General features: G+C 71.6%; 12 protein-coding genes. 9 read left to right on the top strand and 3 right to left on the bottom strand.

The annotated features are described in order from the left end of the window. Positions 1-64 precede the first annotated feature (64 nt). Both HNR67_RS33305 and HNR67_RS33300 read left to right on the top strand, forming a co-directional pair. Entirely contained in the window at positions 65-676 is a 612-nt protein-coding gene (locus tag HNR67_RS33305) for a response regulator transcription factor (RefSeq protein ID WP_185006358.1), read from the top strand. After that, entirely contained in the window at positions 673-1,290 is a 618-nt protein-coding gene (locus HNR67_RS33300; protein ID WP_312988581.1) for a response regulator transcription factor, read from the top strand. Before HNR67_RS33305 ends, HNR67_RS33300 begins: the two co-directional genes overlap by 4 nt. Positions 1,291-1,361: 71 nt before the next feature. Here the strand turns inward: HNR67_RS33300 and sbnB are convergent, their stop codons facing one another. The 3 genes from sbnB to HNR67_RS33285 are packed head-to-tail and all read right to left on the bottom strand — an operon-like array spanning position 1,362 to position 3,594. After that, the gene (gene sbnB / locus HNR67_RS33295) at positions 1,362-2,372 is read right to left on the bottom strand and encodes a 2,3-diaminopropionate biosynthesis protein SbnB (RefSeq protein WP_185006356.1); all 1,011 of its coding nucleotides are present in this window, start codon (positions 2,370-2,372) and stop codon (positions 1,362-1,364) included. Next, positions 2,366-3,379, bottom strand: coding sequence for a 2,3-diaminopropionate biosynthesis protein SbnA (gene sbnA, locus HNR67_RS33290; RefSeq protein ID WP_185006355.1), 1,014 nt, complete (start codon positions 3,377-3,379; stop codon positions 2,366-2,368). The genes sbnB and sbnA overlap by 7 nt, the downstream gene beginning before the upstream one ends. Positions 3,380-3,384: 5 nt before the next feature. Then, positions 3,385-3,594, bottom strand: a complete 210-nt coding sequence (locus HNR67_RS33285; protein WP_185006352.1) for an MbtH family protein — start codon at positions 3,592-3,594, stop codon at positions 3,385-3,387. A 195-nt stretch (positions 3,595-3,789) separates the two neighbouring features. On the opposite strand from HNR67_RS33285, the gene HNR67_RS33280 reads away from it, so the two are divergent. The 7 genes from HNR67_RS33280 to HNR67_RS33250 are packed head-to-tail and all read left to right on the top strand — an operon-like array spanning position 3,790 to position 20,354. After that, positions 3,790-13,173, top strand: coding sequence for a non-ribosomal peptide synthetase (locus HNR67_RS33280; protein ID WP_185006349.1), 9,384 nt, complete (start codon positions 3,790-3,792; stop codon positions 13,171-13,173). Between the two features lie 26 nt (positions 13,174-13,199). Beyond that, entirely contained in the window at positions 13,200-14,495 is a 1,296-nt protein-coding gene (gene ectB, locus HNR67_RS33275; protein ID WP_185006347.1) for a diaminobutyrate--2-oxoglutarate transaminase, read from the top strand. Between the two features lie 10 nt (positions 14,496-14,505). Continuing rightward, positions 14,506-15,426 carry an ornithine carbamoyltransferase gene (locus HNR67_RS33270; RefSeq protein ID WP_185006345.1) on the top strand — a complete coding sequence of 307 codons (921 nt, stop codon included), beginning with the start codon at positions 14,506-14,508 and terminating at the stop codon, positions 15,424-15,426. A 20-nt stretch (positions 15,427-15,446) separates the two neighbouring features. After that, positions 15,447-17,750 carry a lantibiotic dehydratase gene (locus HNR67_RS33265; protein ID WP_185006343.1) on the top strand — a complete coding sequence of 768 codons (2,304 nt, stop codon included), beginning with the start codon at positions 15,447-15,449 and terminating at the stop codon, positions 17,748-17,750. Beyond that, positions 17,747-19,207 carry an amino acid adenylation domain-containing protein gene (locus tag HNR67_RS33260; protein WP_185006341.1) on the top strand — a complete coding sequence of 487 codons (1,461 nt, stop codon included), beginning with the start codon at positions 17,747-17,749 and terminating at the stop codon, positions 19,205-19,207. The genes HNR67_RS33265 and HNR67_RS33260 overlap by 4 nt, the downstream gene beginning before the upstream one ends. After that, positions 19,204-20,109: a threonine ammonia-lyase gene (locus HNR67_RS33255; RefSeq protein WP_185006338.1), complete on the top strand. Its 906-nt coding sequence runs from the start codon at positions 19,204-19,206 to the stop codon at positions 20,107-20,109. The genes HNR67_RS33260 and HNR67_RS33255 overlap by 4 nt, the downstream gene beginning before the upstream one ends. Continuing rightward, on the top strand, positions 20,106-20,354 hold the full coding sequence (locus HNR67_RS33250) for a phosphopantetheine-binding protein (RefSeq protein WP_185006336.1): 249 nt from the start codon (positions 20,106-20,108) through the stop codon (positions 20,352-20,354). Before HNR67_RS33255 ends, HNR67_RS33250 begins: the two co-directional genes overlap by 4 nt.

Here is a 20,354-nt window from a genome sequence, read left to right as displayed (position 1 = left end):
TGTGCCGTCGGTCGGCCACGTATTGGCTTGTCAACAGGAGGCAACACGACCGAGGAGGGACCGGATGGGTGAGCCGGTGCGGGTCAGCGTCGTCGCGATGGACCCGATGCTGGAAGCCGGCGCGACCGGTGCATTGCACAGCTGCCCGGATGTGGCCGTGGCGGGCCCGGCCGAGGTGGCGGAGGTGACCGTGGTGATCGTGGACGCGGTGGCCGAGGCCGTGCTGGACCTGGTGCGGGAGACCAGGAACGGCCCGGACCGGCCGGAGGTGGTACTGGTGGCCACCGACCTGGAACCGGCGGAAGCCCTGCACGCCATCGCCGCGGGCGCCCGCGGCCTGCTGCGGCGCCGGGAGGCCAGCGCGGACCGGCTGGCCCGCACCGTGCTGGCCGCCGCCGGCGGTGACTGCACGGTGCCGCCGGATCTGCTGGACTCGCTGCTGGAGCACCGCGCCCGGCCGGTGGCGCGGGCCGGGGTCGGCGGGGTGACGCTCAACGAGCGGGAACGCGAGGTGCTGCGGCTGGTCGCGGACGGGCGGGAGACCGGGGAGATCGCCCAGGAGCTGTGCTACTCGCCGCGGACCGTGGTCAGCGTGGTGCACGACATCACGCACCGGTTCCGGCTGCGCAACCGGGCGCACGCGGTGGCCTACGCGCTGCGGGCAGGTCTGTTGTGACCGCGGTGGCGCAGCTGCGGGTGCGGCTGGACGCGACCGATGCCACGGTCCGGGCCGGGGCGCTGGAGTTGTTGTCCCGCGCGGGCATCACCGTCGACCCGGCGGAGCCGACGGTGACCCTGGCCGTCGGCGGCACGGTGGAGGAGGCCCTTGACGCCGCCCTCACCACCCCGGAGCAGGCACTTCCAGTCACCGAACCCGGGCGGGGCAGGCGGCTGATGGTGCTGGCCGACACCTTCGCACCGGCCGGCGTGCTGCGCGCGGTGCGCACCGGGGTCAGCGTGCTGCTGCACACCCGGCGCACCACCGCCGACCAGTTGGTCGCCGCGGTGCACTCGGCCCGGCACGGCGACGGCCGGTTGCCCTCGGAGGTGCTGGCCCGGCTGCTGTCCGGACCGGAGACCGCGGTGGTCACCGCACCCCGCACACTCACCGCGCGGCAGACCGCCGTGCTGACCCTGATGGCCGACGGGCACGGCAACGCCGCGATCGCCCGTTCGCTGTCCTGTTCCGAGCACACCGTGAAGAACGTGATCTATGAGTTGATGGCCCGGCTCCAGGTGCGCAACCGCTCGCACGCGGTGGCCCGCGCGGTCCGCGCCGGGCTCATCTGATGTCCGGATAATCACTGGCACACAAGGAAAAGGCCCCGTCGTTCGCGACGGGGCCTTCGTGCCGTGGTGGATCAGCCGGTGGAACTCAAGGCGGCCTCCTCGGCGGGTAGGAAGTCGGTGAGTTCCACCCCGAGCCCGGACTCCCGCGCGACCCGCAGCACCAGCGCGGACACGGCCAGGTCGAGCACGCCGAGACCGAAGGGGGAGAACAGGGTCACCCGGTGCGGGTCCCGCCGGTGGTTGGTGCCGGTGTCGAGCAGGTCGCCGAGCGCACCGGTGATGAACTCGCGGTGGCCAAGGTGCTGTTCGGCCAGGTGCAGCGAGGTGGCCGCGCGGCACACGTGGTCGTGGTCGTCGACGATGTTCACCGCGCCCAGCACCCCGTCGATGGTGACATCGCGCAGGGACAGCCCGAGCACCAGCGTGCCAGGGTGGCAGGCGCTGAGGTCCACGTGCGGCACGGAAGCGGTGGTGGCGAAGGAGATCAACCGGTTCGCGGCCAGGGCCTGGTCCAGGTCGGTGGCCACGGTGACGGTCAGGTCCGGGTCACTGCAGGTGGCGAAGGCCGCCGCCCGCTCGCGGTCCAGGTCGAACACGGTCACCGCGCGCAGTTCGGGCCGCACCACCCGGAGGAACCGCAGCACCTCCCGGTTGATCACCCCGCAGCCGACCAGGGTGACCCCGGAATCCGGTGTGTCGCCAGGCAGAGTGGCCGCCGCCAGGGCCGCGCTGGCCGCGGTGCGCCGGGCCGAGATGGTCGAACCTTCCAGCAGGGCAACGGGATTGCCGGTGCGCATCGAGTTCAGCACGATCGCGGCCGAGGCCCGCTGCAGGCCGAGGGAGACGTTGCCGGGGAAGCTGGAGATCCACTTCATCCCGGCGACCGCCTGCGCCCCACCGAGATAGGCTGGCAGCCCGATGATCCGGTTGCGGGTGTCGTCCGGGAACCGCAGGAACACCGAGTGCGGCAACGCGGTCTCGCCCCGCGCGTGCTGCACGTAGGCCTGCCGCACCGCGGCCAGCACCTCCAGCTCCCGGCCGTCCAGCACCCGCCGGACCGTGTCGTTGCCGAGGATCAGCACCTGGCCACCTCCATCGCGTCGTCCTTCCACAGTTCGGTGACGTCGCCGAACTGGGCCGCGACCCAGTCGTCGTCGTAGATCGTGTCGAGGTACCGCTCACCGCGGTCGGGCAGGATCAGCGCGCAGTTCGCCCCGGCCGGGATCCGCTCCCGCAGCCGGTGCAGCGCCGAGACCACCGCGCCGGAGGACCCGCCTGCCAGGATCGCCTCCCGCACCGCGAGCCTGCGGCAGCCGACCACGCAGTCCAGGTCGTTGACGTGCACCACCTCATCGGCCAGCCCCGGCCGGAACAACTCCGGCCGCACCGCCGCGCCGTGCCCGGGAATGAGCCGGTTGCCGACGGGAGTGTGGAAGATCGCGCTGCTCTCCGCGTCCACCGCGATGATCCGCACCCCCAGCCCGTGCTCCCGCGCGTACTCCGCGCACCCGCGCAGCGTGCCTGCCGAACTCACCGTGCACAGCAGGAAATCCAGCTCGCCGTCCAGGGCCTCGACGATCTCGCGCATGGTGCCGCGATGCGCCCAGGCGTTGCGGGTGTTGCCGTACTGGTTGGGGCAGTAGGCATCCGGCAGCGTGGCCAGCAGTTCCCGCACCCGGCGCCGACGCGTCGGCAGGTACTCGCCGGTGGCCGGATCGCGGTCGGTGACGGTGTGCACCTCGGCGCCGTAGGCCCGCATGATCGCGATGTTCTGCGGGTTGGTGCGCGGGTCCACCACGCAGATGAAGCGCAGCTCCAGGATCCGGCACACCTGGGCGAGTCCGATGCCGAGGTTGCCGGAACTGGACTCGACCACCACCGACCGGCCGGGGATGACCGCGCCGGTGCGCACCGCGTCGGTCAGCATCGCGTACGCGGACCGATCCTTGATGCTGCCACCGGGATTGGCCGCCTCCAGCTTCGCGTGCACCCGGAACCCGCTGCCGGGCAACAACCTGGTCAGCTCGACCAGCGGGGTCCCGCCGATCGTGCCGAGCACCCCGGCCGAACCGGCGCCGTAGCCGCTCATGCCGGTCAGCTCACCTGTTCCATGCGGCGGCGCAGGCTCAGCGGGCGCATGTCGGTCCACACCCGGCCGATGTGGTCCAGGCAGTCCTGCCGGGAACCCTCGGTGCCCTCGGCGTGCCAGCCGAGCGGCAGTTCCCGGTCGGCCCGCCAGATCGAGTACTGCTCCTCGTCGTTGCGCACGACGCGGTACACGGCCTCGTCGTTCTCCTCGGTCATGCCGTCCTCCCGGGTCGGTGTACTGGCCCGCCGAGCGTCCCCCGGCACCGGTGGTGGGCCATAGGGACAAACGCGCACCGGCAGTGGCGGTCGAGCGCTGCTGTTCCTTCCCTGGCGTGGCAGGGGGTGCCGGCCGCAATCTTCGGTGGACCAGGGCCAAGCAGGTGGAGGTGACCGGTGGACAGCGGTGCCAGGGTGACGTCGTTCGCACAGCAACGGCTGTTGTTCCTCGACCAGCTCCGTCCCGGCGCGCCGGACTACCTGCTGCCATTGGCGCTGCGGGTGCACGGCGAGCTGGACGTGTCCGCGCTGACCGGGGCGTTCCACGGGATCATCGCGCGGCACGAGATCCTGCGCACCCGGTACACGGCGGCCGGGCAGATCGTGGAGTCCGAAGTGGACTGTGCGCCCAGCCCGCACGACCTCAGCGGGTCGCCGGAGGTGGAAACCCGGCTGGCCGAGCTGGTCGAGCTGGAACTACGTCGCCCGATCGACCTGAGCACCGCGCCGCCCCTGCGGCTGACCCTGGTGCGACTGGCCGAGGACGAGCACCTGCTGCTGTTCGTGGTGCACCACATCGCCTTCGACGGCTGGTCCTGGGGTGTGCTGGCCCGTGAGCTGGCCGCCGGGTACCACGAGCGCACCGGCGGACCCGCGGCCGCACTGCCCGAGTTGTCCTTGCAGTACGCGGACTTCGCTGATTGGCAGCGCGAACGCCTCACCGGCGAGCGACTGGGCAAGCAGCTTGACTTCTGGCGCACCGGCCTGGCCGGCCTGACCCCCCTCGAACTGCCCACCGACCGGCCGCGCCCCACCGTCTGGGACGGGGCGGGCGACGTGGTCCGGTTCCAGCTGCCACCCGAGCTGGTAGCCCAGGTCGACGCCTACGCCAGGAGCCGCCGCGCCACCCGGTTCATGGTGCTGCTGGCCGCCTTCGAGGCGCTGCTGGCCCGCTACACCGGGCAGACCGACCTCGCCGTGGGCACCCCGGTCGCCGGGCGCACCCGCACCGAGGCGGAACCGCTGATCGGCCTGTTCGCCAACACCCTGGTGCTGCGCGGCGACGTCTCCGGCCGGCCCGCCTTCGGGGAGCTGGTGGACCGGGTGCGGGCCACCGCGCTGGCCGCGTTCTCGCACGCCGATGTGCCGTTCGAGCGGATCGTGGCGGAGCTGGCCCCGGAGCGGGACCTGTCCCGCAACCCGCTGTTCCAGGTCTCCTTCTCACTGCGCAACGCGGTGGCCGAGCCGATCACCCTGCCCGGCCTGGACACCGAACTGGTGCCAACCCCGCTGCTGGGCACGCCCTTCGACCTGTTGCTGGACCTGGACATCCGCGCCGACGGCACCCTGGCCGCGCGACTCCAGTACGCCACCGCGTTGTTCGACGAGAACACCGTGCGCCGGATCGCCGAGGGCTACCAACAGCTGCTGCGCACCGCACTGTCCACACCGGACACTCCGGTTGCCGAGATCGAACTCATCTCCGCCGAGGACCACCGCGATCTGATCGCCAAGTACAACGACACCGCAACCGCGTTGCCCGGCGGCTGCCTGCACGAGCTGTTAGCGGCCCAGGCCGCGCGCACCCCGGACGCGGTCGCCCTGCGCGGTCCGGATGGCGAACTGAGCTTCCGCGAACTGGATCAGCGCGCCAACGGTTTCGCACACGTGTTGCGGGGCAAGGGGATCGGGCCGGAGTCACTGGTCGGGGTATGCCTGCCGCGCGGCTTCGATCTGGTGGTGGCGCTGCTCGGGGTGTTGAAGGCGGGCGCGGCCTATCTACCGCTCAACCCGGCGGACCCGGCCGCCCGGCGATCGGATCTGCTCACCGAGGCCGGGGCGGCGTTGCTGGTCAACGAGATCAGCCCCGAAAGCGGCCTCGCCGCGGAACCTCCGATCCAGCTCGCCCACCCGGACAACGCCGCCTACGTGATCTTCACCTCCGGCTCCACCGGGAAGCCCAAGGGCGTCACCATCACCCACCGCAACCTGGTCAACTACGTGAGCTGGGCGGCCACCGCCTACGGCAGCCACACCCACGGCACCGCGCTTTACTCCTCGGTCGCCTTCGATCTGCCGGTGACCTCGCTCTACCCCGCACTGCTCACCGGCGTCCCGGTCACCCTCACCGCCGACGACGGCTCCGCCGGGCTCGACGCGCTGGTGGATGCCTTGGAGCACAACACCTTCGACCTGCTCAAGCTCACCCCAACGCACGTCGGTGTGCTCGGCCAGGAACTCTCCCCGCACGCCCTGCGCACCGGCGCCCCGCACGTGGTCGCCGGTGGCGAGCTGCTCACCGGCGCGCTGCTGGACCCGTGGCGGCGGCACGCCCCGGACACCGTGGTGTTCAACGAGTACGGCCCCACCGAGACCACCGTGGGTTGCTCGGTGCTCATCCGCCGGGCCGGTGAACTCGATCCCGGATCGCTGCCCATCGGCGCGCCGATCGCCAACACCACCATGTACGTCCTGGACGCCGAGCTGCGGCCGGTGCTGCCGGGCGCGGTGGGAGAGGTCTACATCGGCGGCGACCAGGTCGCCCGCGGCTACCACGGCCAGAGCGCGCTCACCGCGGCCAAGTTCGTGCCCGACCCGTTCACCCCTGGCGCCCGGCTGTACCGCAGCGGCGACCTGGTCCGGCACCGGGCCGACGGTGAGCTGGAGTTCGTGTCCAGAGTGGACACCCAGATCAAGATCCGCGGCTTCCGGATCGAGCCCGGCGAGGTCGAGGCCGCGCTGACCGCGCACCCGGACATCCGCGAGGCCGCCGTACTGGCCCATCGCGGCAACCTGGTCGCCTACCTGGCGTCCACAGTGGACATCGACGTCACCGGTCTGCGGGCCGAACTGGGGCAGCGCCTGCCCGAACACCTGGTGCCGGCCCAATACGTGGTGCTGCCGGTGCTGCCCAAGACCGCCAGCGGCAAGGTCGATCGCAAGGCCCTGCCCGACCCGGCCGCACACCGCCAGTCCAGCACGGTCGAGCACGTCGCCCCGCGCACCCCGGTCGAGCACGCGGTGGCCGCGGTCTGGGCCGAACTCCTCGAACTGCCACAGGTCGGCGTGCACGAGGACTTCTTCACCCTCGGCGGCAACTCCCTGCTCGCCACCAGGATCGCCGCCCGGCTGCGCGCCCAGCTCGACGTCGAACTGCCCCTGGCCGAGGTCTTCACCGCGCGCACCGTGGCCCGCCTGGCCGAGGTGATCACCGCCGCCGGACCCGGCCAACTGCCGATCACCCCGGTCTTCCACGACGGCCCGCTGCCGCTGTCCTTCGCCCAGCAGCGCCTGTGGTTCCTGGACCGGCTCGCCCCCGGCGGCACCGACTACCTGGTCCCGTTCGCCCTGCGCCTGACCGGCGAACTCGACGAACCCGCGCTGCGTGACGCGGTGCGGGATCTGGCCGACCGGCACGCGATCCTACGCACCCGCTATACCGAACAGGACGGCGAACCGGCCCAACTCATCGACCCGGCCGGGCGGATCCCGTTCACCACCCTGACCACTGACGGCGACCCCCTGGACCTGGTGCACGCCGACCTGCGGCAGCCCTTCGACCTGGCCACCCAGCTCCCGGCCCGTGCCACCCTGATCCGGGTCACCGCCACCGACCACCTGTTCCTGCTGACCCTGCACCACATCAGCTCCGACGGCTGGTCCGCCGAGGTCCTGGCCACCGACCTCAACCGCCTCTACACCGCCCGCCGCGACGGCGACACCCCGCCGCCCGCGCCCACGGTGCAGTACGCGGACTACGCCACCTGGCAGCGGACCACCGCGGACACCCCGGAGTTCGCCGCCCGCCTGGACCACTGGCGCGAGACCCTGGCGAACCTGTCCACTGTGGACCTGCCAACCGACCGGCGCCGCCCCCGGGTGCGCGACTGGCGTGGTGACCGGCTGGCCGTCGAACTGCCCGCCGACCTCGGCCGTGCGGTGGAAACCCTGGCCCGGCAGCACGGTGCGACCCCGTTCATGGTGCTGCTGGCCGCTTTCCAGGCCCTGCTCGCCCGGCACGGCGGCGGTCAGGACATCCCGGTCGGCACCGCGGTCGCCGGTCGCGGCCGCCCCGAACTGGACGAGCTGCTCGGCTTCTTCGCCAACACCCTGGTGCTGCGCGGCGACCTCAGCGGCAACCCAAGCTTTACCGACCTGCTCACCAGGGTCCGCGACACCGCCCTGGAGGCCTACGCGCACGCCGACATCCCGTTCGAGCGGATCGTGGCCGAACTCGCCCCCGAGCGCGACCCGTCCCGCAATCCGCTGTTCCAGGTGATGTTCGAGGTCCGCCCGGACAATCCGGCCCCGTTCACCCTGCCCGGACTCGGGGTCGAGCAGATCGGCATCAGCTGGCCCATCGCCAAGTTCGACCTGATGCTCTCCGTACTGCACCGCGCCGACGGTTCGCTGCGCTGCGGCTTCGAGTACGCCACCGCGTTGTTCGACGAGTCCACAGTGGAACGTCTGGCCGGGCACTACGGCCGTCTGCTCGCCGCCGTGCTGGCCGACCCCGACCGCCCGCTGCACCAGGCCGATGTCCTCGACGACAGCGAACGTTCCCGCCTCACCACCGGCTGGACCGACGCCTGGACCCAGCGCCCCGCGGCAACCCTGCCCGACCTGGTCACCGAACAGGCCCACCGCACCCCGGACGCCACCGCGGTGATCTTCGGCGACACCACCCTGACCTACGCCGAACTGCACGCCCGCGCCGACCGCCTGGCCCGGCAGCTGCGCACCCTCGGCGTCGGACCGGAAACCCCGGTGGCGGTCGCGTTGCGCCGCGAAGCCGACCTGGTCACCGCCGTGCTCGGTGTGCTCAAGGCCGGTGCCACCTACGTCCCGATCGACCCGGCCCACCCGGCGCAACGTCGCGAACACGTGCTCCGGGACAGCGGCGCCCAGGTCCTGATCAGCCAGTCCTGGATCCGCGACGAACTCCCCGAAACCCCGATCCCCCTGTTACTGCTGGACGAACCGGGTCCGGACCCCAGCACGGAGCCACTGTCCACACTGGACCCGGCCGGTGCCGCCTACGTCATCTACACCTCCGGCTCCACCGGCAAGCCCAAGGGCGTGGTGATCAGCCACGAGGCCATCCGCAACCGGGTGCTGTGGACCGTGCGCGAACACGGCCTCGGCCCGGCCGACCGGGTGCTGCAGAAGACCACGGTCAGCTTCGACGCCTCGATGTGGGAGTTCCTGGCTCCATTGGTCGCCGGCGGCACCGTGGTGGTCGCCGCCGACGGCGTGCCCCGCGACCCGGCCGCCATGGTCGCCGCGATGATCGAACACCGGATCACCGTGCTCCAGTTGGTGCCCTCGGTGCTGAGAATCCTGGTCCAGCAACCAGGTCTGGCCGACTGCACCGCGCTGCGCCTGGTGTTCTGCGCGGGCGAACCCCTGCCCGCCGACCTGTGCGACGAGCTGCTCCGCCAGGTCCCGGTCCGGCTCACCAACACCTACGGCCCCACCGAATGCGCCATCGACGTCACCGCCTGGCAGTACACCGGCGAGGAACCCAACGAGATCGTCGCCATCGGCCGCCCACTGGACAACACCCGGATCCTGGTCCTCGACCGGGACAACCAGCTCGCCCCGATCGGCGTGCCCGGCGAACTCTGCGTGGCCGGGGTCAACCTGGCCCGCGGCTACCACGGCCGCGGCGACCTCACCGCGGAACGCTTCGTGCCCAACCCGTTCCCGGTCGAACCCGGCGAACGCCTCTACCGCACCGGCGACCTGGCGCGGTGGCGTGCGGACGGCGTCCTGGAATACCTGGGCCGCCTGGACCGCCAGGTCAAACTGCGGGGCGTCCGGATCGAACCCGGCGAGATCGAGATCGCGCTGTGCGAACACCCCGCGATCACCGCCGCCGCGGTCGAGGTCTACGCCATCGGCGAGGACCAGCGCCTGGTCGCCCACCTGGTCGGCACCGAGACCGACCCGGCCGCAATCCGCGCGCACCTCGCGGATCGACTGCCCGAAGCCATGATCCCCGCCGTCCTGCGCTTCCTGGACGCACTCCCGCTCACCGCCAGCGGCAAGATCGACCGCGCCGCCCTGCCCGGCCTCGACGGCCTGGACACCAGCACCGACCACGTCGAACCCCGCACCCCGGCCGAAACCACCATCGCCGCCCAGTTCGCCGAACTGCTCGGCACCACCAGGGTCGGCGCGACCGACGACTTCTTCGCCATGGGCGGGCACTCCCTGCTCGCCACCCGCCTGGTCTTCCGGCTGCGCACCGCCTTCGGCGTGGACATCCCGGTCGCCGAGGTCTTCACCCGCCGCACCGTCGAAGCCCTCGCCGACCTGGTGTCCACATCGGACAAACGAGCCGACCCGATCGTCCGGGTGCCCCGTGACGTCGACCTGCCGCCGTCCTCCGCCCAGCGCCGGATGTGGTTCCTCGACCAGCTCGAACCCGGTAGCGCCGAATACCTGGTGCCCCTGGTCCTGCGCCTGCGCGGCCCCCTGGACCTGGCCGCGTTCAGCGGTGCCCTGGACGACGTGGTGGCGCGGCACGAGATCCTGCGCACCCGCTACCTGGCCCCGCTGGGCGATCCGATCCAGCTCATCGACCCGGCCACCAGCCTCGACCTGCACCCGATCGACCTGACCACGCTGCCCTACCAGGAAGCCGTCACCCAGGCCGAAACCCTGGTGCACGCCGACACCGCCCGGCCGTTCGCCCTGGACCAGGAGATCCCGTTCCGGGCCCTGCTGATCCGCATCCGCCCGGACGAGCACCTGATCGCGCTCACCGCCCACCACATCGCGGTCGACGCCTGGTCCATCGACGTGCTCACCCGCGACCTCGGCCACTACTACGAATCCCGCACCACCGGCGGCAACCCGCCAGCCGCACCCGCGGTCCAGTACGCGGACTTCGCCGCCTGGCAACACAACTGGTCCACCGGACCCGAACCCGAACGCCACCTGACCTACTGGCGCGACCGCCTCGCCCACCTGCCCCAGCTCGAACTCCCCGGCGACCGCCCGCGTCCATCTACAAGGGACAGTCGCGGCGACCTGCTGGCCATCGAGATCCCCGCGGACACCACCACCGAGGTCGACACCCTGGCCCGCACACACGGCGCCACCCCGTTCATGGTGCTGCTGGCCGCCTTCCACGTGCTGCTGGCCCGGCACACCGGCCAGTCCGACGTCGCGGTCGGCACCCCGGTCGCCGGGCGCACCAGGGCCGAGGTCGAGGACATGCTCGGCGCCTTCCTCAACACCGTGGTGCTGCGCGAATCCCTCACCCGTGTGCCCAGCTTCGGCGCGCTGATCGACCAGGTCCGCGAGCACGTGATCGGTGCGTTCGCTCACCAGGACCTCCCGTTCGAGCGCCTGGTGGACGAACTCCAGCCCGAACGCGACCTCTCCCGCAACCCGCTGTTCCAGGTCATGTTCGAGCTGCAACAGGCCCAGCGCACCCCGCTCCGCCTGTCCGGCCTGACCGTCGAACGCGTGCGCGCCCCCTGGCACACCGCCAAGTTCGACCTCACCCTGTCCCTCGGTCGGCGGGCCGACGGCAGCCTCACCGGACTGTTCGAGTACGCCACCGCGCTGTTCGACGAGTCCACCATCCAGCGGATGGCCGGGCACTACCTGGGACTGCTCCACCACGCCGTCACCAACCCGGCCCTGCCCCTGGACTCCCTGGTCATGCTCACCGAATCCGAGCAGCACCAGCTCCGGCACGAGTGGAACCCGCCCGGCCCCGAGGAAGTCCCGGCCTGCGTGCCCGCCCTGTTCGAGCAGCGCGTGGCCCAGCACCCCGAGGCCGAAGCGGTGTCCTTCGGCCCCGAACGACTCAGCTACGCCCAACTCAACGCCCGCGCCAACCAACTCGCCCACCACCTGTGTGCGCACGGCGTCGGCCCGGAGACCATCGTCGCGGTCTGCCTGGACCGCGGCCTGGACGCGGTGATCTCCCTGCTCGCCGTGCTCAAGGTCGGCGGTGCCTACGTCCCGATCGACCCCGACCACCCGGCCGACCGGCTCACCTTCATGCTCGCCGACGCCACCGCACACCTGGTGATCACCACCGGCGACCGGCACTTCACCACCGACCGACCGGTCGTTCGGCTCGACCGCGAAGCCCAAGCCATCACCCAGCGTCCGGCGGACAACCCCGAACCCCTGGCCACCCCGGCGCACCTGGCCTACATGATCTTCACCTCGGGTTCCACCGGCCGGCCCAAGGGCGTGCTGATCGAACACGGCTCCTACGCCCACCACTGCCGGATCATCGCCCAGCAGTACGACATCCGACCGACCGATCGGGTGGTACTGCTGTCCGCGCTCACCTTCGACGTGGCCATGGACCAGATCGCGGCCACCCTGCTGGTCGGCGCGAGCATCGTGGTGGCCGACCCGCTGTTCTGGAGCCCGGCCGAACTGCCCGACCGGATCCACGAACACGGCATCACCATCATGGAGATCACCCCCGCCTACTACCGCGAGGTCCTCCGCACCCTCCAGCCCGGTGACCCACGCCTGCACGGTCTGCGGCTGATGAACGTGGGCAGCGACGTGGTCACCGTCGAGGACGCCCGCCAGTGGGCCGCGACCGGTCTGCCCGGCCGGTTCCTGTGCAACTACGGCCCCACCGAGGCCACCGTCACCTGCCTGCTGCACCCCATCGCCACCGTGCCGGACGAGGCCCGCGCCGAAGCCGCCCTGCCCATCGGCCGCCCGGTGCCCGGCACCCGAGCGTACATTGTGGACAGACACGGCGACCCGGTACCCGTTGGCGTCCCAGGAGAACTGCTGCTCGGCGGTATCCGGCTGGCCCGCGGCTACCACCGGCGACCCGAGCTGACCGCGGAGAAGTTCGTCCCCGACCCGTTCGGCGCGGAACCCGGCGCCCGCCTGTACCGCACCGGCGACCTGGTGCGCTACCTGCCCGACGGCACCATCGAGTTCCTCGGCCGGATCGACCAGCAGGTCAAACTCCGCGGCTTCCGGATCGAACTCGGCGAGATCGAAGCCGTGCTCGCCCAGCACCCGGCGGTCCGCGCCGCGGTCGTGGTGGCCAGGGACGTGCAACCCGGCGACCGGCGACTGGTCGCCTACCTGGTCCCGCAGGACCGGACCCCGGAGATCACCGACCTGCGTACGTTCGCCGCGGAACGACTGCCCGAGTACATGATGCCCGGCCTGTGGACGTTCCTGCCCGAACTGCCGCTCACCCCGAGCAAGAAGGTCGACCGCAAGGCGTTGCCGCAGCCCGAGATCGACCGCCCCGACCTCGAAAGCCCCTACCTGGCGCCCAGAACCCCGACCGAGCACATCGTGTCCGGGATCTGGGGCGAGGTGCTGGGACTGAGCCGGATCGGGGTCGAGGACGACGTGTTCGCCCTCGGCGCGCACTCCCTGCTCGCCACCCGCGTGCTGGCCCGGCTGAACGTGGTCTTCGGCATCGATCTGCCGCTGCGCCGCCTGTTCGAGGCCACCACCGTCGCCACCCTGGCCGAGGCGGTGCTGCAGGCCATCGAGGCGGAGATCGACCAGCTCTCCGACGAAGAAGTCGCCGCTCTGCTGGCCGAACCCGGCGAGCGCTGACCGCCACCACCCGAGAGGACCCCACGATGACCGTCACCGCGCATCACCCCGGCACGCACACCGCGGCCACCGACTTCTCGGTGTTCCAGGACCTCGAATCCGAGGTGCGCAGCTACTGCCGGAAGTTCCCGATCGTCTTCCACCGCGCCAAGGGCGCCGAACTGCACGGCGAGGACGGCCGGGTCTTCATCGACTTCTTCTGTGGCGCGGGCACCCTGAACTACGGGCACAACAACGACTTCATCAAGCGCCGCCTCACCGAGTACCTGGCAGCCGACGGCATCGTGCACGGCCTGGACATGCACACCGTGGCCAAGCGCGAGTTCCTCAACACCTTCGCCGAGGTCGTGCTGCGACCACGCGACCTGGACTACAAGATCCAGTTCTGCGGGCCCACCGGCACCGACGCGGTCGAGGCCGCGCTCAAACTGGCCCGCAAGGCCACCGGCCGCACCGGCGTGGTCGCCTTCACCGGCGCCTACCACGGCATGTCCCGCGGCTCCCTGGCCGTCACCGGCAGCCGCCGGGCCCGCCGGGCGGGCGGGATCGGGCCCTCCGACGTCACCTTCGTGCCCTATGAGGACAGTCCACAGGGGACATTCGACTCGGTCGGCTACCTGGAACGCCTGCTCGCCGACCCGTCCTCCGGCTTCGAGATCCCGGCCGCGGTGATCGTGGAACCCATGCAGATGGAGGGCGGCATCTACCCGGCCTCCCCGGACTGGCTGCGCTCACTGCGCGCGCTCACCGAACGGCACGGCATCCTGCTGATCTTCGACGAGATCCAGGCCGGTTGCGGCCGCACCGGCACCTTCTTCTGCTTCGAGCACGCGGGCGTGGTGCCGGACATGGTCACCGTGTCCAAGTCCATCGGCGGCTACGGCCTCCCGCTCTCGCTGACCCTGTTCCGCCGCGACCTGGACGTGTGGGAACCGGGCGAGCACACCGGCACCTTCCGTGGCAACCAGCTCGCCTTCGTCGCCGCCACCGCCGCGCTGGACCTGTGGCGGCAGACCAAGTTCCACACCGACCTGGCCGTGGCATCCCGCCGCCTGGACCGCTTCCGCACCGAACTCCTCGACCCGGCCATCGTCACCCGCGGCCGCGGCATGGCCCTGGGCATCGACCTCGCCGGCGCCGGTGGGCCCGAGCGCGCGGACCTGGTGCAGCGGCACGCCTTCGAGCACGGCCTGATCGTGGAGCTGTGCGGCCGCCACGACGAGGTGATCAAGGTGCTGCCGCCGCTGACCATCGACATCGCCCGGCTCGACCGCGGCCTCGACGTGCTCCGCGACGCCCTGCACAGCACCCGGAACCGGTGAGGAGACGACCATGTCCGACCGACGACACCTGATCTCCATCGACGATCTGTCCGATGAGGACCTGCGCTGGCTGGTCCACCGCGGCGCCGAATATTCCGCGGGAGCGCTCGAAGGCACGAAACCGTTGCGGGATCAGGTGGTCGCGGTGCTGTTCCGCCGCACCTCCACCCGCACCCGCACCGCCTTCTCCGCCGGCGCGCTGCGCCTGGGCGCCCAGCTGATCACCTACGGCCCCGGCGACCTCCAGGAGAACACCGGCGAGTCCGTCGAGGACACCGGCGCCGTGCTCTCCGGCATGCTCGACGTCCTGGTCGCCCGCACCGCAGGGCCGGAACGGGAACTCCGCGCCTACGCCGCCCAGCGCCGGATGGCGGTGATCAACGCGATGACCGCGGAGGAACACCCGACCCAGGCGCTCACCGACCTCACCACGCTGACCCGCCACTTCGGCCGGGTCGACGGGCTGCGGGTGCTGTACGTGGGGGAGGGCAACAACACCGCGACCGCGCTGTCCCTGGCCCTGCCCCGCTTCCCCGGCACCGAACTGCACCTGCGCACGCCACCCGGCTACGGCGTGCCGGTCGGTTTCGTCGAACGCGGCGAGATCAGCGCCAAGCGCGGCGGCGCCCGGATCGAACAGCGGCACGACCTGGCCGACCTGCCCGAGGTCGACGTCGTCTACACCACCCGCTGGCAGACCACCGGCACCAGCAAACCCGACCCGGACTGGCGGGAGATCTTCGCACCGTTCCAGGTGGACAGTGCGCTGCTGGCGGCCTGCCCCGGCGCGGTGTTCATGCACGACCTGCCCGCGCACCGCGGCGAGGAGGTCACCGCCGAGGTGCTCGACGGGCCGGCCAGCATCGCGTTCACGCAGGCGGAGAACAAGTACCACAGCGCACGTGCCGTCCTGGAATGGTGCACGGCCTGATCCGAAAGGTGTCCGTCGCGATGTCCGACAACGTCTTCCTCCCCACTGGCGGCTGGCGGCTGTGGTCCCAGTTCTCCCTGCGCGGCCCCGGCTTCCCCGCCGCCGGGGTGCTCCGGCTGGCCCCGGACGGCCTGGCCGCGGCCGCGGACAAGTTCGACCGCGGCACCCCACTGTCCGGTGTGGACTGGACCGCGTTCGAGGAGGAGTTCGGCACGGCCGCGGTAGCGACCGCCCTGGAACTCCAGGACATCGCGGCCCGGCCCGACTTCCGTGCCGCGGTGGCCTGGCAGAACCGCACCGTACTGGGCACCGGCATCAAGCCCTTCCTGGACTGGACCCCCACCGCGGCCGGGCGCAGCAGCATGCCCCGCCAGCGGGAGGAACTGGTGGCGCACTACTGGCAGCGGTTCTGCGTCAAGAACGACACCATCGGCTTCTTCGGCCCGGTCGGCTGGGGCCGCTGGGACCTGGCGCGGGAAGGCGTGACGGTCGACCCGGGCGAGGGCCTGATCGCCGAGTCCACCGTGTACTTCTCCAGCTGGGCCATCGACACCCTCGCCCGCGTGCTCGGCGAGGACCCCGCCCTGCGCCGCTGGACCCCGCCGCGCCGGGTGTCCTTCGTCCGGATCACCGCCGACACCGTGCACCTGCCCGGCCGCCCGCCCCAGCCGATCACCCCGGACCAGCGCGAACTCCTGTCCCGCTGCGACGGCACCCGCTCCCCGGTCGACCTGGCCGCCCAGCTCGGCCGCACCGAGGACGAGGTGCTGGCCGGGATCGAGGACCTGACCAAGCGGCGCTGGGCGGTGTGGCGCCTGGAGGTCCCCACCACCGCACACCCCGAGCAGCATCTGCGGTCCACAATGGAGCGAGTCGGCGACCCGGCGGTCCGCGACCGCGCCCTGGCCAAGCTCGCCGTGCTGGAACAGGCCAAACAACGCATCCACCACGCCTATGGTGACGCGGACGCGCTGTCCGCGGCGATGGCCGCGCTGGAACAGGACTTCGCCGCGCTCACCGAGTCCGCCGCGGTCCGGGCCAAGAACAGCCGCACCGCGCCCTGCCGCTCACTGGTCTACTCCGACTGCCGCCGCTCGGCCACCGCCACCCTGGGCTCGGCCGTGCTGGCCGAACTCACCCCACTGGCCCTGTGCCTGACCGCGGCCCGCTGGCTGACCAACCGGTTCGCCGAGTCGATGACCGCCCGCATCCGCACCGCCTACGAGAAGCTGCTCGCCAAGCACGGCCGGGTCGACCTGGGCGCGCTCTGGTTCGAATGCCTGCCCGTGCCACACCCCGACTCCACCGCCGAGATCGACCGCATCCAGGCCGAACTGCGCGAGCGCTGGACCCGGATCATCAACGCCCCCGACGGCGCCCGCCGGATCCGACTGTCCTCAGTGGACCTGAAAGACCAGGTGGAGGCGGCCTTCGGCGAACCAGGCGATGCCTGGAATATTGCCCGATACGTGAGTCCGGACGTGCTGATCCTGGCCGAGGACGCCGACGCGGTGGCCCGCGGCGAGTTCGAGCTGGTGCTCGGCGAACTGCACGTGGCCATGAACACCGTCGGCGCCTCCCTGTTCGCCATGCAGCACCCGGACATGGCCGAGCTGCTCGCCGAGACCACAATGGACTTCCCCGGCCCGCGGCTGATGCCCATGCTGCCCAAGGAACAGCCGCCACGCTGGTCCACCCGCAGCCGCCCGGCCCTGGTGCGTCCCGAGGACTACTTCGCCGGCATGGTCGACTACACCGCCGACCCGCACAACCCGCGCGCCCTCAACAGCGCCGACATCGAGGTCCTCGACCGGGACGGCCGCCTGCTCGCCATCCTGCCCGACGGCGCCGAGTTCCCGCTCCTGGACGTCTTCGGCAACGCGCTCACCAACCGGGTCATGGACCGCTTCTCCCTGCGCACCAACGCCGAGCACTCGCCGCGGATCACCGTCGACCGGATGATCATCGCCCGCGAGACCTGGCGGTTCGTCGCCGCGAAGCTGGAGTTCACCGCGGAGAAGAGCGAGGCCCGCCGGTTCGTCAAGGCCCGGCAGTGGCGGGAGGAACTGGACCTGCCCCGGTACGTCTTCGTCACCTCGCCCACCGAACCCCGGCCGTTCTACGTCGACTTCGACAGCCCGGTCTACGTCAACATCCTGGCCAAGGCCGCCCGCCGCCTCGCCCGCACCGACCCGGACGGCCGGATCACGGTCAGCGAGATGCTGCCCAACCCGGAACAGGCCTGGCTCACCGACGACCAGGGTCAGCGCTACACCTCCGAACTCCGCTTCGTCGCGGTCGACCAGACCGGCGGTGCCTCATGACCGGTTTCGTGGACGAGCTGCTGGCCAACCCACCGCACACCCCCGCGATCATCACCCCGGACCGCACCGTGTCCTATGGCGAACTGCGCAACCGGATCCTCCGACTGGCCCAATGCCTGGTGGTCGAAGGGCTGCGCCCGGAACAGGTCTGCGCCATCGCCGTGCCCAGGGGAGTGGACGCGGTGGTCGCGATGGCCGCCGTGCTGCACGCCGGCGGCGCGTTCCTCACCCTGGACATCGACCAGCCACCCCAGCGCCTGGCCGCCATGCTCCACAGTGGACACACCAGGCATCTGCTGACCACCAGTCAGGTCGAGCTGCCCTTCCCCGGCCGCACCACCCTGCTGGACCGGCTCACCCCGGCCATCGCACCGCTGCCCGCCGTGTCACCCCGGTCGCTGGCCTACGTCAGCCACACCTCCGGCTCCACCGGCACCCCCAACGCGGTGCTCATCGAACGCCGTGGCCTGGACTCCTACCTGCGATTCCTGGCCAAGGACTACGACCTCGGCCCGCACACCACCGCCGTGCAACTGGCCCCGCTGGGTTACGACGCCTCCATCCGGGACATCTTCGCGCCACTGCTCGCCGGCGGCCGACTGGTCCTCGCACCGCGGGAGTCCCTGTTGCGCGCCAACGAGTTCGCCGAGGTGATCCGGCGCTACGAGGTCGACACCGTGCTCAGCGTGACCCCGTCCTTCCTGACCTTCCTGGCTCAGCACCGGGAGATCGCCGCCGACCTGCGCCGGTTGCGCCTGGTGGTGGCCAGCGGGGAATCCCTGCGCCCGTTCCTCGCCGCGGGCGGCCGGGACCTGATCGCGGGCAGCCTGGTCAACCAGTACGGCCCGACCGAGTGCACCATGACCTCCACCCGCCACCGCGTCCCCGTCGTCCCGGACCTCAGCGCCGACCACATCGGCGTCCCGGTCGACGGCGTCACCGCCCACCTCCTCGATGATCAAGGCAACCCGGTGCCGCCCAACACCATCGGCGAGATCCACCTCGGCGGCCTTGGCGTGGCAAGGGGTTACGCGGATCGCCCAGGGCTCACCGCGGACCGCTTCCGCCCGGACCCGTTCGGCGAACCCGGCTCCCGCATGTACCGCACCGGCGATCTGGCCCGCCGCACCGAGGGCGGCATCCTGGAATACCTGGGCCGGGTGGACCGGCAGATCAAGATCCGCGGCTACCGGGTCGACCCGGCCGAGGTCGAGTCCGCCCTGCTGACCCATGCCGCGGTCACCGGCGCGGTGATCACCGCCGCCACCGACGACCGCGGCCGCGTGCACCTGATCGCCCACCTCACCGGCGACCTCGCCGACATCACCGACGCCGACCTGCGCGCCCACCTCGGGAAAACCCTGCCGCCGCACCTGATGCCGCGCCGGTTCGCCCGCATCGACCGCCTGCCCACCACCAGCACCGGAAAGACCGACCGCAAGGCACTGGCCCGATGACCACCCCCGCCCTGCAACTCGGCCACGCCGACGTCGCCGCCGCCGCGGACCGGATCGCCACCCAGATCCGGCACACCCCACTGCTGCCCTGCCTGCCCGGCCTGCGGCTCAAGGCCGAACACCGCCAGCGCAGCGGCTCCTTCAAACTCCGCGGCGCGGCCAACGCCTTGCTGGGCAACGGGGTCAGCGCGGTCGTCGCCGGATCCTCCGGCAACCACGGCATCGCGGTGGCCACCCTGGGCGCCCGGCTCGGCGTCGCCGTCACCGTCGTGATGGCCGCCGGAGCCAGCCCGGTCAAGGCCGCCCGGATCCGGGAACTCGGCGCCGACATCGTCGCCGTGCCAGGGGGAGTGGCCGACCGCGAACGACACGCCCGCGAACTGGCCGCCAACATCGGCGCGTTCCTGCTGCCCTCCTCCGACCACGACCTGGTGGTCGCGGGCGCGGGCACGGTCGCCCTGGAAGTCCTCGCCGACGCACCCGACACCGACACGATCTTCGTCCCCACCGGCGGTGGCGGCCTCCTGGCAGGCACCTGCCTGGCCGCACTGGGCAAGGACATCCGGGTGATCGGCGTGGAACCCACGGCCTGCCGCCGGTACGCGCGCTCACTCGCCGCGGGCGGCCCGGTCGAACTGCCGCCACCGGACACCATCGCCGACGGCCTGCGTGGCCAACGTCCCGGCGAGGTGCCGTTCCCGATCATCCAGCACCGGGTGGACGACCTCATCGGCGTGTCCGACGAGGCCGTCCGCCACGCACTCGACCTGTTGCGGCGCAACGGGGTCAACGCCGAACCCAGCGGCGCGGTGGCCCTCGCGGGCGCACTGCGCGCCGGGTGGACCGGCACCGCCGTCGCGATCGTCTCCGGCGGAAACACCACAGCGAAAGGACAGCCATGACCAACGACCTCAAGGTGGACGTGCCCGAACTGATCGCCGCGATCTACCGCGAGACGCTCGGCGACGATCACCTGGACACCGCCAGCGACTTCTTCGAGGCGGGCGGCGACTCCCTGGCCGCCTTCCAGATCACCGCCCGCCTGCGCGACGCCCTCGGCGCCGAGGTGCCGGTGGCGCTGGTCTTCGCCTACCCCTCGCCGATCGACCTGGCCGGCGTGCTGGACCTCGAACCGGCACAGGGGTGA

This window comes from Crossiella cryophila, from assembly GCF_014204915.1.
Classification (GTDB): domain Bacteria; phylum Actinomycetota; class Actinomycetes; order Mycobacteriales; family Pseudonocardiaceae; genus Crossiella; species Crossiella cryophila.
This window is presented reverse-complemented; position numbering and strand designations above follow the sequence as displayed.

Coding starts and splice junctions, on each gene's coding strand:
- HNR67_RS33305 (WP_185006358.1), top strand. CDS start 65: ATGGGTGAGCCGGTGCGGGTCAGCGTCGTCGCGATGGACCCGATGCTG.
- sbnA (WP_185006355.1), bottom strand. CDS start 3,379: ATGAGCGGCTACGGCGCCGGTTCGGCCGGGGTGCTCGGCACGATCGGC.
- HNR67_RS33285 (WP_185006352.1), bottom strand. CDS start 3,594: ATGACCGAGGAGAACGACGAGGCCGTGTACCGCGTCGTGCGCAACGAC.
- ectB (WP_185006347.1), top strand. CDS start 13,200: ATGACCGTCACCGCGCATCACCCCGGCACGCACACCGCGGCCACCGAC.
- HNR67_RS33270 (WP_185006345.1), top strand. CDS start 14,506: ATGTCCGACCGACGACACCTGATCTCCATCGACGATCTGTCCGATGAG.
- HNR67_RS33265 (WP_185006343.1), top strand. CDS start 15,447: ATGTCCGACAACGTCTTCCTCCCCACTGGCGGCTGGCGGCTGTGGTCC.
- HNR67_RS33260 (WP_185006341.1), top strand. CDS start 17,747: ATGACCGGTTTCGTGGACGAGCTGCTGGCCAACCCACCGCACACCCCC.
- HNR67_RS33255 (WP_185006338.1), top strand. CDS start 19,204: ATGACCACCCCCGCCCTGCAACTCGGCCACGCCGACGTCGCCGCCGCC.
- HNR67_RS33250 (WP_185006336.1), top strand. CDS start 20,106: ATGACCAACGACCTCAAGGTGGACGTGCCCGAACTGATCGCCGCGATC.